This window comes from Streptomyces auratus (assembly GCF_050433025.1).
Lineage (GTDB): Bacteria > Actinomycetota > Actinomycetes > Streptomycetales > Streptomycetaceae > Streptomyces > Streptomyces sioyaensis.
In genome coordinates this window covers 1679739-1696533 of the sequence record NZ_JBNGCB010000003.1, presented here as the reverse complement: position 1 = coordinate 1696533, position 16795 = coordinate 1679739, and the positions used below count along the sequence as shown (strand labels likewise).

General features: G+C 70.3%; 12 protein-coding genes and 1 riboswitch. Of the genes, 6 read left to right on the top strand and 6 right to left on the bottom strand.

Annotated elements, in window-relative coordinates; all coding sequences use genetic code 11:
* Nucleotides 1-205: 205 nt before the first annotated feature.
* Entirely contained in the window at nt 206-487 is a 282-nt protein-coding gene (locus BKA18_RS27075; protein ID WP_006602646.1) for an HPr family phosphocarrier protein, read from the top strand.
* Nucleotides 488-888: 401 nt separating this feature from the next.
* On the opposite strand, the gene BKA18_RS27070 is transcribed toward BKA18_RS27075, so the two are convergent.
* The 4 genes from BKA18_RS27070 to BKA18_RS27055 all read right to left on the bottom strand — a co-directional run bounded on the left by BKA18_RS27070 (nt 889) and on the right by BKA18_RS27055 (nt 5785).
* Nucleotides 889-1578, bottom strand: coding sequence for a GntR family transcriptional regulator (locus BKA18_RS27070; RefSeq protein ID WP_366046864.1), 690 nt, complete (start codon nt 1576-1578; stop codon nt 889-891).
* Between the two features lie 279 nt (nt 1579-1857).
* Nucleotides 1858-2637 carry a M23 family metallopeptidase gene (locus BKA18_RS27065; protein WP_006602648.1) on the bottom strand — a complete coding sequence of 260 codons (780 nt, stop codon included), beginning with the start codon at nt 2635-2637 and terminating at the stop codon, nt 1858-1860.
* 12 nt (nt 2638-2649) lie between these two features.
* Nucleotides 2650-2806, bottom strand: a riboswitch (cyclic di-AMP (ydaO/yuaA leader).
* 208 nt (nt 2807-3014) lie between these two features.
* On the bottom strand, nt 3015-4397 hold the full coding sequence (locus tag BKA18_RS27060) for a M16 family metallopeptidase (protein WP_366046923.1): 1383 nt from the start codon (nt 4395-4397) through the stop codon (nt 3015-3017).
* 38 nt (nt 4398-4435) lie between these two features.
* Entirely contained in the window at nt 4436-5785 is a 1350-nt protein-coding gene (locus BKA18_RS27055) for a M16 family metallopeptidase (RefSeq protein ID WP_366046922.1), read from the bottom strand.
* Between the two features lie 288 nt (nt 5786-6073).
* On the opposite strand from BKA18_RS27055, the gene BKA18_RS27050 reads away from it, so the two are divergent.
* On the top strand, nt 6074-8521 hold the full coding sequence (locus BKA18_RS27050; RefSeq protein ID WP_366046863.1) for a DNA gyrase/topoisomerase IV subunit A: 2448 nt from the start codon (nt 6074-6076) through the stop codon (nt 8519-8521).
* Between the two features lie 64 nt (nt 8522-8585).
* Here the strand turns inward: BKA18_RS27050 and BKA18_RS27045 are convergent, their stop codons facing one another.
* Both BKA18_RS27045 and BKA18_RS27040 read right to left on the bottom strand, forming a co-directional pair.
* The gene (locus BKA18_RS27045; RefSeq protein WP_366046862.1) at nt 8586-9689 is read right to left on the bottom strand and encodes a CobW family GTP-binding protein; all 1104 of its coding nucleotides are present in this window, start codon (nt 9687-9689) and stop codon (nt 8586-8588) included.
* 111 nt (nt 9690-9800) lie between these two features.
* A complete protein-coding gene (locus BKA18_RS27040) occupies nt 9801-10970 on the bottom strand; it encodes a citrate synthase/methylcitrate synthase (protein ID WP_366046861.1) in 1170 nt (389 codons plus the stop codon).
* Nucleotides 10971-11083: 113 nt separating this feature from the next.
* On the opposite strand from BKA18_RS27040, the gene BKA18_RS27035 reads away from it, so the two are divergent.
* The 4 genes from BKA18_RS27035 (at nt 11084) to BKA18_RS27020 (ending at nt 16684) form a co-directional block, all read left to right on the top strand.
* The gene (locus BKA18_RS27035) at nt 11084-12331 is read left to right on the top strand and encodes a citrate/2-methylcitrate synthase (RefSeq protein WP_366046860.1); all 1248 of its coding nucleotides are present in this window, start codon (nt 11084-11086) and stop codon (nt 12329-12331) included.
* A gap of 192 nt (nt 12332-12523) precedes the next feature.
* Nucleotides 12524-13516: a ferredoxin family protein gene (locus tag BKA18_RS27030; RefSeq protein WP_366046859.1), complete on the top strand. Its 993-nt coding sequence runs from the start codon at nt 12524-12526 to the stop codon at nt 13514-13516.
* Nucleotides 13517-14357: 841 nt separating this feature from the next.
* The gene (locus tag BKA18_RS27025; protein ID WP_366046858.1) at nt 14358-16013 is read left to right on the top strand and encodes an ATP-binding protein; all 1656 of its coding nucleotides are present in this window, start codon (nt 14358-14360) and stop codon (nt 16011-16013) included.
* Complete coding sequence (locus tag BKA18_RS27020) at nt 16010-16684, top strand: response regulator (RefSeq protein WP_366046857.1); 675 nt, start codon at nt 16010-16012, stop codon at nt 16682-16684. The genes BKA18_RS27025 and BKA18_RS27020 overlap by 4 nt, the downstream gene beginning before the upstream one ends.
* The last annotated feature ends 111 nt before the right edge of the window (nt 16685-16795 follow it).

The window sequence follows — 16795 nt, the reverse complement described above, 5'->3', positions numbered from 1 at the left end:
ACCGGGCACCGACAACGGGCGGCGCGCGTACGCTCGGGGTGCAGAGCAGGCCGGGGCTGCCGTGGAGTCCGTACGGCACGGCCCGGCCGACCGGCCTCCCTTGGGGACCAGGGGCGGCGAAGGCCAGGACGCACGTCTGGTGGAGCACGTCCGCCATCGTGAGAGACTGGTCTAGACAACAGTCACGACTTTGAAGGGCAACACCATGGCAGAGCGCCGCGTCAATGTCGGTTGGACCGAGGGCCTGCACGCCCGCCCCGCGTCGATCTTCGTCCGTGCGGCCACCGCCTCCGGCGTCCCGATAACGATCGCCAAGGCCGATGGCAACCCCGTGAACGCCGCCTCCATGCTCGCGGTCCTGGGCCTGGGCGCCCAGGGCGGCGAGGAGATCGTGCTGGCCTCCGACGCCGAGGGCGCCGAGGCCGCGCTCGACCGCCTGGCCAAGCTCGTCGCCGAGGGTCTTGAGGAGCTCCCCGAGACCGTCTGAGCCCCTCGGACTCCCTGCTGTATGCGGCGGCCCCGCCGCGGTAACCGGTCACCGGCTGCCGCGGCGGGGCCGTTTCACTGCGCCCTGAGTCCGAGGCGGGGCAACGGTGTGCGATGTCGCCGCATGCGCATGACCGCGCGGGTGCACCGGAATTCCCCGGCCGCCCGGAAATCCGGGACGGGCGAGAAATAGTGCGCACCGTCAGGCATGGCATTCCGGTGCCGTAAAACGCGCACCATTAACCATCTGCAGCGCCGAAGAATGGGCACCCGAATACCGGCGGAATACCGCCGGAGCGGGGAGCTCACTTCGCCGCACCGAAACCCGTTCCACACGTCCCACACTTCCCGTGCTTCCCGTACTTCTTCGCGTGTGGGACTTCTTTGTATACGGGACGGTTGTTAAGGGCGGACGCGCACCGTGTTGACGGGCGGTTTCGGATCCCTCACCTCGGTCTTGAGCGGGCGCCGCAGCCGGTACACCGGAAGCGAGCGCTCGACATGGGCCGCCATCAGGGCACGGGCCCGCTCCGCGTCCCCCCGGGCCACCGCGTCCAGCACGGCACCGTGTTCGTCCCACGACTCGCCGGCCCGGGCCGGCGGCTCCACGGCGTACATCCACTCGATCTTGCGCCGCAGCTGGGTCAGCAGCGCCGTCAGACTGGGGCTGCCGACCGCCTGGGCGAGTGTCTCGTGGAACCAGTCGTCGAGTTGCTGCAGGTCCGCCGGATTGCCGTGACGGGCCCGCTCGCGGCCGAGACGTACCAGACCGCGGAGCACCTTGAGGTGGGCGGGGCTGCGGCGGGCGGCCGCGCGGGCGGCGCCCAGCGGCTCCAACAGGGCGCGGATGTCCAGGAGATCGGCGGCCTCCTGTTCGGTGGGCTCGGCGACACAGGCCCCCGCGTGGTGGCGGGTGGTGACGAAGCCCTCGGACTGCAGGGTCCGCAGCGCCTCACGGACCGGCACTCTGGATACGCCGTAGCGGGCCGCGAGAATCTCCTCGATCAGCCGGCTCCCCGGCGCCAGCGCACCGGAGACAATGTCGTCGCGAATCGCCGTGCACACCGCATGCGCGGAAATATGGCCTCGCATCTCCCGAGCCTCCGCCGTAATCCCCTGGAATCGCCACCGGTCGGCGGCTTTTCCGTGACTCTATTAGACCGGAGGGGATTTTCCGACGGGCATCGAATATTCATGGATATTTTTGGCCGGAAGTCGCGGCCGAGTCGGCCTCGTATCCGGCGCACCCCGGGCCCGGCACCGCGCCGCCGGAACGCCGCGCCCCATGCGCCGAAGCCCCGGTCGCGGGACCGGGGCTTCGGGAGGAGCGCGGTGCGAGGCTCCCGGGCGGCGGGGCGGGCGAGCGGGAGGTCAGACGTTGACGCCGTGCGCGCGCAGGTAGGAGATCGGGTCGATGTCCGAGCCGTAGTCGGGGCCGGTGCGGGCCTCGAAGTGCAGATGCGGGCCGGTGACGTTGCCGGTGGCACCAGAGAGGGCGATCTGCTGGCCGGGGGTGACGTGCTGGCCGACCGACACGGCGAACGACGACAGGTGACCGTACTGGGTGTACGTACCGTCGTTCATCTTGATCACGATGTTGTTGCCGTACGAGCCGCCCCAGCCCGCCTCGACGACGGTGCCCGAGCCGACGGCATGGACGCTGGTGCCGGAGGCGGCGTGGAAGTCGATGCCGGTGTGGCTGCCCGAGGACCACAGACTGCTGGACGCCTTGTACCCGGTGGAGATGTAGGAGTCGGCGACGGGCGCGACAAAGGTGTTCAGGCGCTTGCGCTCCGCGTCGCGGGCGGCGCGCACCTTGGCCTTGTGGACGGCCTCGGCGCGGCGCTTGGCCTCATCGGCCTGCTTCTTCGCCAGGGCTTCGGCCTTCGCCTGCGCGGCGGCGGACTCCGCGGCGGCGCGCTGCGCGTCGGCCTGGGCGGCAACGTGGCCGGCGAGCTCGTCACCCAGTACGACGGCCTGCTGCAGACCCGTGTCGTGGGCGGGTGCCACATCGGTGGCGGCCAGCGCCGGCGAGGCCACGGAGGCGACCACACCGCCGGCCGCAAGGGTGGCTATACCGGCGACCTTCCGGGTCGTCCGGGCAGGGCGGTCGGCGCGGCGGTGTTTCCCGGTGGCACGGATGAACGCCATGTACGGGCTTGTCCTTTCCCTCCTTCTCGCCTACCGGGTTAGCTGACGGGTTCGGAGCAGGAAGGTCTCCTACGGGCTCCTCGGGAGAGGAGTCCGATTCACCCCAAGGGACGTGTGGGTCCCCGGCTCCCCTGGCTCGCGCCGTACGGGGACTCGGCGATGACTGCCCGGTGCCACTGTTGTGGCGGACTTGTGACGAACAGCCGGACCGACGCTAAACGGGGCCACTTTCCCTGGGCAAACAGATGCCGTTTTTTGTGCGGGATGCCACAAGAACCGGCGCAACCAGCCGTAAGAAAACGGACATACAGCGACTCCCGTGGCGAGTGAGTGCCACGGGAGCCGCTTTGTCGATATATGACCTTCCGTCACGCGGACTAGCCGCTGACGACCGTCACCTCGCCGATGCCCAGCCCCTTGACCGGCTCGGCGATCTGCGCCGCATCACCCACGAGGACCGTCACCAGCCGGTCCACGGGGAAGGCGCTGACCGCCGCCGCGGTCGCCTCGACCGTGCCGGTCTCCGCGAGGCGGGCGTACAACTGCGCCTGGAAGTCGTCCGGGAGATGCTGCTCCACCTGGTCGGCCAGCGTGCCCGCGACGGCCGCCGCGGTCTCGTACTTCAGCGGCGCGACCCCGACGAGGTTCTGCACGGCGACATCCCGCTCGTCGTCGGTCAGCCCCTCTGCCGCGAGGGTGCGCAGCACCTTCCACAGGTCTTCGAGCGCCGGGACGGTGGAGGCGGTGTCCACCGACCCGCTGATGGCGAGCAGCGCGGCACCCGTGGCCCCCTCGGGGGACGTGGGGGCGGTGGAGCGGAGCACCTGGCCGAACGCGCGCACCCCGTAGGTGTAGCCCTTCTCCTCCCGCAGCACACGGTCCAGACGGGAGGTGAGGGTGCCGCCCAGGCAGTATGTGCCGAGGACCTGCGCAGGCCACACCCGGTCGTGCCGGTCGGAACCGATGCGGCCGATGAGCAGCTGCGTCTGGACGGCGCCGGGGCGGTCCACGATCACCACGCGGCCGGTGTCGTCGGCGACGATCGGCGAGGCCTTCAGCGGCTCGGCCGTCGAACCGCTCCAGGCGCCGAGGGTGTCGGCGAGGGCCGCGTCCAGGTCGACGCCGGTGAAGTCACCGACGATGACGGCGGTGGCCGTGGCGGGCCGTACATGGGCGTCGTAGAAGGCGCGGACGGCCGCGGCGTCGATACGCGCGACGGTCTCCTCGGTGCCCTGGCGCGGGCGCGAGATGCGGGCCGTGGCCGGGAACAGCTCCTTGGACAGCGCCATCGCGGCGCGCCGGGCCGGGTTGGCGAGCTCGTGCGGGATCTCGTCGAGGCGGTTGCGGACCAGCCGCTCGACCTCGCTCTCCGGGAACGCGGGGGCGCGCAGCGCATCGGCGAGCAGGCCGAGCGCGCGGTGCAGCCGGGAGGCCGGCACTTCCAGGGAGACCCGTACGCCGGGGTGGTCGGCGTGCGCGTCCAGGGTGGCGCCGCAGCGCTCCAGCTCGGCGGCGAACTCCTCCGCGTCGTGCTTGTCGGTGCCCTCGGACAGCGCCCGCGCCATGATCGTGGCGACGCCGTCCAGGCCCTCGGGCTCGGCGTCCAGCGGAGCGACGAGGTTGATCTCGACGGCGACGACCTGCTGACCGGGGCGGTGGCTGGTCAGCAGGGTGAGGCCGTTGGGCAGTTGGCTGCGGTCGGGCGCCGGGAAGGCCCACGGCTTGGGCGCGCCGCCCCGGGGCTGCGGGTGGAAGTCCATCGTGCTCACAGGGGTGTCGGCGTGGGTGGTGGCGTCGCTCACTGGTCCGCCTGCCCTTCCTCGGTGTCGGCGGCGTCGTTCTGCTCGGTCGGCTCGGTCGGCTCGTAGACCAGCACCGCGCGGTTGTCGGGGCGCAGCCGGGCCTTGGCGACCGCCTGCACCTCCTCGGGGGTGATGTCCAGGACGCGCTGGACGGCGCTCAGCGCGAGCTGGGGGTCGCCGAACAGGACGGCGAAGCGGCACAGTTCGTCGGCGCGCCCGCTGACCGTGGCCAGCCGGTCCAGCCATTCACGCTCCAGCTGGGCCTGTGCGCGCTCCATCTCCTCCGGGGTCGGCCCCTCGGCGGCGAAGCGAGCCAGCTCCTCGTCGACCGCGCGCTCGATGGCGGGGACCTCCACCCCGCCGGACGTCTTCACGTCCAGCCAGCCCAGCGAGGGCGCGCCGGCGAGCCGCAGCAGGCCGAAGCCGGCGGCCACCGCACTGCGGTCACGGCGCACCAGCCGGTTGTACAGACGGGAGGACTCGCCGCCGCCCAGTACGGTCAGCGCGAGGTCGGCGGCGTCCGCCTCACGGGTGCCGTCGTGCGGCAGACGGTAGGCAGCCATCAGGGCGCGGGCGGGCACGTCCTCCTCGACGACCTCACGCAGCTGGCCGCCGATGACGTCGGGCAGCGTGCCGTCGCGCGGCGGCTGCTTGCCGTCGTGCGAGGGGATCGAGCCGAAGTACTTCTCCACCCAGGCCAGGGTCTGCTCGGGGTCGATGTCGCCGACGACCGACAGGACGGCGTTGCCAGGTGCGTAATACGTACGGAAGAACGCCCGCGCGTCCTCCAGGGAGGCCGCATCGAGATCGGCCATCGACCCGATGGGCGTGTGGTGGTACGGGTGGCCCTCCGGGTACGCCATGGCCGTCAGCTTCTCGAAGGCCGTGCCGTAGGGGACGTTGTCGTAGCGCTGTCGGCGTTCGTTCTTGACGACGTCGCGCTGGTTCTCCATGGACTCGTCGTCGAGCGCGGTCAGTAGCGAGCCCATCCGGTCCGCCTCCAGCCAGAGCGCGAGCTCCAGCTCATGGGCGGGCATGGTCTCGAAGTAGTTGGTGCGCTCGAAGCTCGTGGTGCCGTTGAGCGAACCGCCGGCGCCCTGCACCAGCTCGAAGTGACCGTTGCCCGTCACCTGCGCGGAGCCCTGGAACATCAGGTGCTCGAAGAGGTGAGCCAGGCCCGTACGGCCCTTGACCTCGTGGCGGGAGCCGACGTCGTACCACAGGCAGACCGCTGCAACCGGGGTCAGGTGGTCTTCGGAGAGCACCACGCGCAGGCCATTGGCCAGCCGGTGCTCGGTCGCTGTCAGGCCGCCGGAGCCGGCTTGTTCTGTGGCCGTGTGACCCATGGGCATGTACGTCCCTTCGATCCGCTTGCGAGGAAGTTCTGTCACTGTATGCAAGCGCGTCGGGATCTGGCGAAGTTCCCGGGTGTCCGGCCCGGTACGTGCGCCCTGCGCGGCTTCCACGGGGGCCGAAGGGGGAGTCGCGGTCGGCGTTGTCAGTGCGGCGGTCCACAATGGTCCGCGTCAGACTCAGAGATATGCGCGGGCTGATCCCCCGCCCGGTTGACCCGACGGGTTGACCGATGCTTTCCGATATCGGCAGTAGACGCAGCAGAAGGAGCCGCAGCCGCGATGGCCCGCCGCAGCACGAAGACCCCGCCGCCGGACGACTTCGAGGAGAGGATCCTCGACATCGACGTCGTCGACGAGATGCAGGGTTCCTTCCTCGAGTACGCGTATTCGGTCATCTACTCGCGCGCCCTGCCGGACGCCCGCGACGGTCTCAAGCCCGTGCACCGCCGCATCCTCTACCAGATGAACGAGATGGGTCTGAGGCCCGACCGCGGCTACGTCAAGTGCGCCCGGGTCGTCGGCGAGGTGATGGGTAAGCTCCACCCGCACGGCGACGCGTCCATCTACGACGCGCTGGTGCGCATGGCGCAACCGTTCTCGATGCGGGTGCCGCTGGTGGACGGCCACGGCAACTTCGGCTCGCTGGGCAATGACGACCCGCCCGCCGCGATGCGGTACACCGAGTGCCGGATGGCGTCCGCGACGTCCCTGATGACGGAGTCCATCGACGAGGACACCGTCGACTTCGCACCGAACTACGACGGCCAGGAGCGGGAGCCGGTCGCCCTCCCGGCCGCGTATCCGAACCTCCTCGTCAACGGGACGTCCGGCATCGCCGTCGGTATGGCGACGAACATGCCGCCGCACAACCTGGGCGAGGTCATCGCCGCGGCCCGTCATCTGATCAAGCATCCGAATGCCGATCTCGACACCCTGATGCGGTTCGTGCCGGGGCCCGACCTGCCGACGGGCGGCCGGATCGTGGGGCTCGGCGGCGTACGGGACGCGTACGAGAAGGGCCGCGGCACCTTCAAGATCCGCGCGACGGTCACCGTCGAGACCGTCACCGCCCGCCGCAAGGGGCTGATCGTCACCGAACTCCCCTTCACGGTCGGCCCCGAGAAGGTCATCTCCAAGATCAAGGACCTGGTCGGCTCGAAGAAGCTGCAGGGCATCGCCGACGTCAAGGACCTCACCGACCGCGAGCACGGCCTGCGGCTGGTGATCGAGGTCAAGAACGGCTTCAACCCCGAGGCCGTCCTGGAGCAGCTCTACAAGCTCACGCCGATGGAGGAGTCCTTCGGTATCAACAACGTCGCGCTGGTGGACGGCCAGCCGCTGACGCTGGGCCTCAAGGAGCTGCTGGAGGTCTATGTCGACCACCGCTTCAATGTGGTGCGCCGACGCAGCGAGTTCCGGCGCAGCAAGCGGCGTGACCGTCTCCACCTGGTCGAGGGCCTGCTGACGGCCCTGGTGGACATCGACGAGGTCATCCGCCTCATCCGCTCCAGCGAGAACAGCGCACAGGCCAAGGAGCGGCTGATCGAGCGCTTCTCGCTGAGCGACATCCAGACGCAGTACATCCTCGACACCCCGCTGCGCCGGCTGACCAAGTTCGACCGTATCGAGCTGGAGTCGGAGCGTGACCGGCTGCAGGACGAGATCGAGAAGCTGACGCGGATCCTGGATTCGGACGCGGAGCTGCGCAAGCTGGTCTCCGGCGAGCTGGCCGCGGTGGCGAAGAAGTACGGCACGGACCGGCGGACGGTCCTGCTGGAGTCGACGGGCACCTCGGTCGGTGCGGTGCCGTTGGAGGTGTCCGACGACCCGTGCCGGGTCCTGCTGTCCTCGACGGGCCTGCTGGCCCGGACGGTCACCGGTGAGGTGCCCTTCGACGCCGACGCCCGGCGCGTCAAGCACGACGTGATCGTCTCGACGGTGCCGGCGACGACCCGTGGCGAGGTGGGCGCGGTGACGTCCCTGGGCCGGCTGCTGCGGATCGCAGTGATCGATCTGCCGCAGCTCCCGGAGACGGCGGCCGCACCCGGCCTCTCCGGCGGCGCCCAGCTCTCGGAGTTCCTGACGCTGGAGGAGGGCGAGCAGCTGATCTGTCTGACCACGCTGGACGAGTCCTCGCCGGGCCTGGCGCTCGGCACGGAGCAGGGCGTGGTCAAACGGGTGGTGCCCGACTACCCCTCCCACAAGGAGGAGTTGGAGGTCATCACCCTCAAGGACGGCGACCGCATCGTGGGCGCGGCCGAGCTGCGCACCGGTGAGGAGGACCTGGTCTTCATCACCAACGAGGCGCAGCTGCTGCGCTATCCGGCCGCGCAGGTGCGGCCACAGGGCCGTCCCGCGGGCGGTATGACGGGCATCAAGCTGGGCGAGGGCGCGAAGGTGATCTCGTTCGCCGCGGTCGATCCGGCCTCCGAGGCCATGGTGTTCACGGTCGCCGGCTCGCACGGCACGCTCGACGACTCGGTGGCGACGGCCAAGCTCACCCCGTTCGACCAGTACCCGCGCAAGGGACGGGCGACCGGCGGTGTGCGCTGTCAGCGGTTCCTGAAGGGCGAGGACTGTCTGACCCTGGCGTGGGCCGGGCCGGCTCCGGTGCGGGCCGCGGACGCCAAGGGCTCACCCGTCGAGCTGCCGGAGGTGGATCCGCGGCGGGACGGTTCGGGGGTGCCGCTGACGAAGCCGGTGGCGTCGCTGGCCGGGCCGGTGTAGGCGGCAGTCGGAAGGACAGACGCGGTGGACGCCGTCGGGCCGGTGGAAGACCGGCCCGACGACGTCACCAGTCTTCCTCGCGTGCGGCCACGTACCGCAGCACACCCCACATGCTGTGGGCACCGGCCTCCGGCGGTGTGCTCTCCCGGCAGTTCTCCAGCTCCTTGCGCAGGGCCGGTGCGTCGATGCCGCTGCCGATCATGACGAGCTGGGTGCACCGCGCCTCGCCCTTCGGCCACGGCTCGGGGTAGAAGCGCAGGAAGTCGCCGACGGCATGCAGGGTGAACTTCTGGCGGTTCTCCGGCACGTCGAAGTGGACGAAGCCCTTGATGCGGTAGAGACCGGCCGGGCGGCTGTCGAGGAAGTCCATGAGACGGCGCGGGTGCATCGGCTCGGCGGAGGTGAACTCCACGCTCTGGTAGGCGGCGTGGAGGTGGTCCTCATGGTGGGCGTGGTCGGGGTGATCGCAGTGACCGTCGCAGTGGTGGGCGGCGGCATCCCCGTTCGCCGCGGCCTCGCGCAGCAGGTCCTCGAAGGACAGCTGGCGTACGGCCGCGTCGCGGCCCTCCCCCGGTCCGCGGTCGAAGAACAGCTCGGGGTCGACCCGGCCGTACGCCGTGCAGATCACGGGCCGGCCGGGCGCGAGGTCAGCGAGTGTGCCGATGAGTTCCTGTAGTGCCGCGTCGCCGATGCGGTCGGCCTTGTTGAGCACCACGATGTCGGCGATGCCCACATGCCGGTCCAGTTCGGGGTGGCGGACCCTGGTGTCGTCGAATTCGGCGGCGTCGACGACCTCGATCAGCCCGCCGTAGACGATCCGGTCGTTGTCGCTGGCCAGGATCATCCGGATGAGTTCCTGGGGCTCGGCCAGTCCGCTGGCCTCGATGACGATCACATCGATACGGGCGGCGGGGCGGGCGAGCCGTTCCAGGTAGGTGTCCAGTTCGCTGGTATCGACCGCGCAGCACAGACAGCCGTTGCCGAGCGAGACCATCGAGTCCACCTGTCCGGCGACGGTCATGGCGTCGATCTCGATGCTGCCGAAGTCATTGACGATCGCGCCGATACGGGTGCCGTCGCCGGTGCCGAGCAGGTGGTTGAGGAGGGTGGTCTTGCCCGATCCGAGGAAGCCCGCGAGCACGACGACCGGGATCTGTTGCGTGGCCAAGGGGGCGCCTCCATGGTGCGGGTGGCGGGCCGCGCGGACCGGCGGCGGACGAGCTGTCGATCGTAACGGACCGCCGGCGGCGCGGGCCCGGCTCGGCCGCCGCACCGCCCGCTAGCGGGGCGCAGCGGCGGGCAACGGCTGCGGCGGGGGCGGGCCCACGTACCGCGCGGCGGGACGAATGATCTTCGAGTCCTCGGCCTGCTCCAGAATGTTGGCGCTCCAGCCGACCACGCGGGCTGCGCAGAAGGTGGGTGTGAACATCTCGCGGGGCAGCCCGCACAGCTCCATGACGACGCCCGCGTACAGCTCCACGTTGGTGTGCAGCTCACGGCCGGGCTTGAGCTCGGCCAGCAGCGCTTCGACCCTCGCCTCCACCTGGACGGCGAATTCCACCAGCGGACCGCCGAACTGCTCGGCGACACCTCGCAGCATCCTTGAGCGCGGGTCCTCCGTGCGGTACACGGAGTGACCGAACCCCATGATCCGGTCGCCGCGCAGGACGCTGTCGCGGATCCAGGAGTCGATGCGGTCGGGGGTGCCGATGGCGTCGAGCATGTCCAGCGCACGGCTGGGCGCACCGCCGTGCAGCGGCCCGGAGAGCGCGCCGACGGCGCCGACGAGGCAGGCCGCGAGGTCGGCGCCGGTGGAGGCGATGACGCGTGCGGTGAAGGTCGAGGCGTTGAATCCGTGGTCGATGGTGGAGATCAGATACGCCTCGATCGCCCGGACCCGGTCCGGCTCCGGCTCTTCGCCCGTGAGCATGTAGAGGTAGTTGGCCGCGTGACCGAGGTCCGCCCGCGGCTCAACCGGCTGCAGGCCCTGACCGAGCCGGTGCAGCGAGGTGATCAGTGTCGGTACTGCGGCACATGCGGCAAGAGCATCGACGCGGCGGCGGTCGGCGTCGATGTCGTACAGCGGGCGGAAACCGGCCGCTGCGCCGAGCAGCGACAGCGCGGTACGCAGCCCGGCGAGCGGACCGGAGAGTGCGCCGCCATGGGCGAGGGCGGGCAGCGCGTCGCGTACGGCCCCGGGCAGCGCGCGCAGCGCGGCAGTCTCGGTCCTGAAGGCGGCCAGCTGCGTCGCGGAGGGCAGCTCGCCGTGGAACATCAGGTACCACACGTCCTCGAAGCTGCGGGCTGCGGCCAGCTCGACGGCGGAGTACTGGCGGTAGTGGTAAAAGCCCTCGGCGCCCCGGACATCGCCCAGTTGGGTCTCGGTGACGATGACGCCCGCAAGCCCGCGGGGCGCGTCGATCGGTGCGTTCACCTCGGCGATCGGCATGGCTGGTCTCCTTAGCTCTTCCTCACCCAAATATTGATCTGACTGTCTATGCTTGACTCTACACTTGTCAATATTGATTCCATCAATGTGGATGTCCCGGATACGGTGAACGCATGGCAGATCAGGAAGCGGCGCAGGGCCGGGGTGGACAGCGGCTGAGCACCCGGGAGACGGCCGAGCGGCTCGGGGTGAAGCCGGAGACGGTGTACGCCTATGTCAGCCGCGGCCAACTGACCAGCCGCCGGGAGCCGGGCAGCCGCGGCAGCACCTTCGACGCGAAAGAAGTCGATGCGCTGGCCCGCCGCGCCGGCCGCCGCGAACCCTCCGCACCCGGCAGCGAGTTGGCGATCCGCACCGGCATCACGCTGATCGACCGCAACCACTGCTACTTCCGCGGCGTCGACACTTCGGAACTCGCCGCCCACTACAGCTACGAGGAAGTCGCCGAGTGGCTGTGGACCGGCGAACTGCGCCCCACCGTCCGCTTCACGGCACCGCGCGACGCGCTGTCCGCCGCCCACCGCGCCGTACAGGCACTTCCGGCACACAGCGGACCGATGGACCGGCTACGGGTCGGTGCGATCGCCGCGGCAGCCGCCGACCCGCTGCGTTTCGACCTGTCCGAGGACACCGTCGTCGACATCGCCCGCAGTCTGATCCCTACCCTGGTCGACGCCTTGCCGTCGCACTCCCGGAAGCCACCCGCTGCCGATTCCCTTGCCACCCGCCTCTGGTCACGACTGACCTCGGAACCGGCCGACGCCGAGGCACTCCGTGTCCTGGACGCCGCATTGGTCCTGCTCATCGACCACGACCTCGCCGCCTCGACGCTCGCGGTCCGGGTCGCCGCCTCGGCCCGCGCCCATCCGTACGCGATCGTCTCGGCCGGTTTCGGAGCACTGGACGGCGTGCTGCACGGTGCGGCAAGTGGACTTGCCCACCGAATGCTGGTGGAGGTGCTGGACCGGGGCAGCGCGGCTGCCGTCGTCGCCGACCATCTGCGGGCCGGCCGCCGAGTACCAGGGCTCGGTCATCCCCTCTATCCCGGCGAGGACCCACGGGCCCGCACCCTGTTCCGGCTCCTGGAGGATGTACCGCAAGCCCGCACCGCCCTGCAGGCCGCCCGTGAAGTGATCACCACCACGGCCCGGCACACGGAACTGCACGCCAATGTCGACCTGGCACTGGCCGTTCTGTCCGTCTCAACAGGCATGCCGGCCGAGGCCGGCGAAACCATGTTCGCCATCGCCCGCACGGCCGGCTGGATCGCCCATGCCCTGGAGGAATACGCCGAACCTCCCCTCCGCATGCGCCCCAGCGGCCAGTACCACGGCCCCCGCCCGCCGCAGCGGTTGCCATAAGGGAAGCGGTCGCGGAGTGCGGGCGCATATCGATACGACGCCGGCGGCGAGATCTCCGGCGCCGCCGTGTTCGGCTCAGCAGTTGAGCCACCTCTAGGACTGCCAGGTAAAAGCGGCGCGCGGCCTTCGCCGTCACTGCCGGGAGACCCACCCGACATCCGACGCCAGCCGAATGAGGTTAGGCTCACCTATGTGAGTACCTGTGCCACCGCTTCCCGTGAATCGGCCGAATCTCTCACCGCGACCGCGGCCACCGCCAGGACCTGGCTGCTCATCGAGCAGACCGGGCCCTGGGGATCCCAAGCGCTGACGAACAGTCACCTCGATCCTGACGTCGGCCGGGCCTTGGAGGCCGCGACCGAGGGGACGGGCGTACGAGTCGCCCTGATCCGCCGACCTGGGCGTCATGCCGACTGCCACGGCACGTCCCAGCGCCGGATGTTCCTCGCGCACACCGCCCCCGGACGCACCTGGATCCGCACGACCACCGTCACCGACCCGCGGGCAGCTCTCGGGCTGGACTTCACGGCTTTGGGAGCTGGTGAGCATCACCACCTCTGGGAGCCGTACATCGGTGAGCCGCTGGTCCTCGTGTGTACCAACGGCAAGCGGGACCGCTGCTGCGCCCTGCTCGGCCGCCCACTGGCCGCCGAGCTCGCCGCCGGCGGAACCGAGGCCTGGGAGGTCACCCACATCGGGGGGCATCGCTTCTCCCCCACCCTTGTCGTCCTCCCCTACGGCTACGCCTACGGACGCGCCTCGGCCCCCCTGGTCAAGGAGGCTGTGGAAGCGGCGCGCGATGGACGGATCACGATCGACCACTGCCGTGGCCGCTCGGCCTGGGGCCGGCCGGGCCAGGCCGCTGACCTCGCGGTCCGCGAGCTGATCGCGGAGGACCGGGCGGACGCACTCGACATCGTACGGACCGACACGGTGCGGCCCGAACCGGCCGACAGCCCGATGCCCGGTGGCTCTGCGATCGCGGGAGCCTCCCCTATGTGGGTTGTCACCGTGGCACACTCCGACGGTCGCAGCTGGCGGGTCACCGTTGAACAGCGGACCGATGGTGCTGCGGCGCCCGCCAGCTGTGGTGCGCCGCTCGGTCCACCGGCGCGTATGGCCGTTGCCTCTGTCGCCGCTGCGGACGTTATGCCGCGGAGGCGGGCGCCGGCTGTCAGCAGCTGACCTCAAGGGTTCACCCGGGTACCCGCTGGGTCCTCCACGCCCCTCCTCTTCTCTCCTACGACGCGCATGCGGGACCCCATCTCTGCCGCTCCTACGCTCGTCTGGAAGCCGATGATCACTGCGGCTCGACGAAAACGTTCTGCCGGGCGGGCGCGACCCTTCCGGCCGCACGCGGCTGCGCCAGGACCACGTGACACTGCAGGCGACACGCACCGACCAGCTGCGCCGGGGCAGCGCGCCCCCGGCCAGGCGGCGATCGAGCGGCCCACCACTAGCCACTCTCCACGACGTACGCCAGGCCCTGCAGCCATCCCCCCTCGACCACATGACCGCTCCCTTCCGTGCACCCTGTCGCGCACCTCGCCCTGCACCCGATCGGCGTCGGGCCGCCGAACGCAGGGTCTGTCGGTTTCACCGTTCGAGGCTAGGTGCGCACGTTCCGCAAGCGACAGGCCTGTGGATAACCCCGTGCAGCAGCAGAACGCGCATCCGCGGAAGCCCGTGATCGGGACGCACTCGGGCGGAGTCACGTATGCGTCGCCACCCGGCCACCCTCCGAATTCGTCCCCATGAGGGATTACCGGACCGGCCATGACCGCGCTTACTGTTCGTTCGTATGGGCGAGAAGGAAGAGTCCGTTCCGCGCCCGAGCGCCACAGAGCCCTCGGGTTCCGTGCCGCTTCCCGCCACCGCGGCTGTCTCCCCCGCCAGCACTGATGAGCCCCACAGCACCACGCACGCGCCCGGTACTCGGTCCGCCCAGTCCGACCGCCGACCGGCCGCTTCCAGGCTGCATCGGCCGCGACTGGGCTGGCCACGGAAGGTGTTTTCCCAGGTCCTAATGGTGCAGCTGGCCATCGCCGCGGGTGTCACCGCACTGGCCACCGGCCTGTTCCTCGCCCCGCTCAGTGCGCAACTCGACGATCAAGCAATGCGCCGCGCCCTGGCCATCGCGCAGACCACCGCCGCCGAGTCACGCCTCGACGACGCCCTGGAGTCCTCCCGCCCGACGCGCCACGGCCCCGTACAGCACGAGGCGGAGCGGATTCGCGCCGCCACCGGGGCCGAGTACGTCGTGATCATGGACAAGCGGGGTGTGCGCTGGTCCCACACCGACCCGGACGAGATCGGACGCCATGTCTCGACCGATCCCAGCGCCGTGCTCTCCGGCGAGGAAGTCATGCAGATCGACGAGGGCACTCTCGGCCGGTCCGCACGCGGCAAGGTCCCGCTCCGTGACGAGCAAGGCAAGATCGTCGGAGCCGTCTCCGTCGGCATCGCGTACGAGAGTGTGCGGGAACGGCTGCTCTCCACCGTCCCCCAGCTGCTCGCCTACGCGGGCGGAGCCCTCGCCGTGGGGGCTCTCGCCGCCTACATCGTCTCCCGCCGCCTCCAGCGCCGCACCCACGACCTGGCGTTCTCCGACATTTCCGCGCTGCTCGCCGAGCGGGAAGCAATGCTGCACGGCATCCGTGAGGGGTTCCTCGCGCTCGATAAGCACGGCCGTATCCGCCTCATGAACGACGAGGCACAGCGACTCCTCGAGCTACGCGCCGAGGACACCGGCCACCCCCTGGACACGGCGCTGCCTCCTGGCCGTACAACCGATGTCCTGGCCGGCCGCGTGTCGGGGGCGGACCTGCTGGCCGTCAGCGGGCACCGGGTTCTGGTGGCGAACCGTATGCCCACTGAAGACGGCGGTGCCGTGATCACCTTGCGCGACCGCACCGAGCTGGAACGGCTCGGCCGCGAACTGGACGGCACCCGCGGACTCATCGATGCCCTCCGTGCCCAGGACCACGAACACGCCAACCGGCTGCACACCCTCCTCGGTCTGCTCGAACTCGGTCTGCACGAAGAGGCAGTGGAGTTTGTGACACGAGCCGTAGGCGTGCATCGTGCGACCGCCGAGCAGGTCACCGAGCGCATCCACGATCCCCTGCTGGCTGCCCTCCTGGTGGGCAAGGCCACCGTCGCCACCGAGCGCGGTGCCTCCCTCCGCATCTCCCCCGATACGCATGTGCCCGACCGTCTGGTCGATCCGCACAGCCTCGTCACCGTGCTCGGCAATCTCATCGACAACGCCCTGGACGCCACGTCGGGAGAGCGCGACGCACTCGTGGAAGCCGAGGTTCGCACCGTTGACCGGACCGCCGTCGTGCGAGTCAGCGACAACGGACCGGGCGTGCCCGAAGCGCGTCGCGCCGAGATCTTCACCGAGGGCTGGACGACCAAGGATCCGGCCGCCCATGGGCAGCGCGGCATCGGCCTGGCGCTCGTACGGCGTCTCGCGGAGCGCTATGGAGGCAGCGCCGAGGTCGGCGAGCGCCCCGGTGGTGGTGCGGTATTCACCGTGACGGTCCCCGACGCGCTGTCCGACGAGCTTCCAGAGGGGCGTGAGGCGGCCTCCCAGGAAGCAATCACGGGAACCCACAGCACCGGGCGAGCAACCTTGGGCACTCGTCTTCCCGGGGGCGCGACGGAGGCCGGCCAATGATCAACGTACTGGTCGTGGACGACGATGTGCACGTGGCAAAGATCAATGCGGCGTACGTCGCCAAGACCGAGGGATTCCGGGTCAGTTGCCTCGCGCACACCGCTGCGGAAGCCCTCGCAGCCCTGGAAAGTTACCCCGTCGATCTGATCCTTCTGGATCACTACCTTCCCGACAGGACAGGGCTGCAGCTGGTCGGCGACCTGCGACGCCGCGGTCTGCTCACCGACGTGATCATGGTGACGGCGGCGCGCGATATCGCCACCGTGCAGGCTGCCATGCGCCACGGTGCGCTGCAGTATCTGGTCAAGCCGTTCACCTTCGCAGGCCTGCGCTCCAAGTTGGAGGGCTACGCGGCGCTGCACCGCACCTTTGCGGGCGGCGGACAGGCGGAGCAGTCCGAAGTGGACCGGATCTTCGGCGTCTTGGGCGCCGCCAACGCGGGCCCCGCCGAATTGCCGAAGGGGCACTCCACCGCTACCGCCGACCGCGTGCGCTCGGTGCTGCGCTCCGCGGACGCCGCGCTGTCCGCGCAGGACGTCGCCCTCCAGGCGGGGCTGAGCCGGCAGACCGCCCAGCGTTACCTCAAGCTCTTGGAGCGCGCAGGGCGGGTGCGCCTCACCCTCAAGTACGGCGAAACCGGCCGCCCCGAGCACCGCTACGAGTGGGTCTAGAGCCGCAAACCGCCATCGGGGAGCGACGGATGCGGGTAACGCGAGGCGTACGGGAGGGCGAGGGCCAAGAAGCCGCCACACGGCTGTGGGCAACCCCGCCCGTCCTGCCCG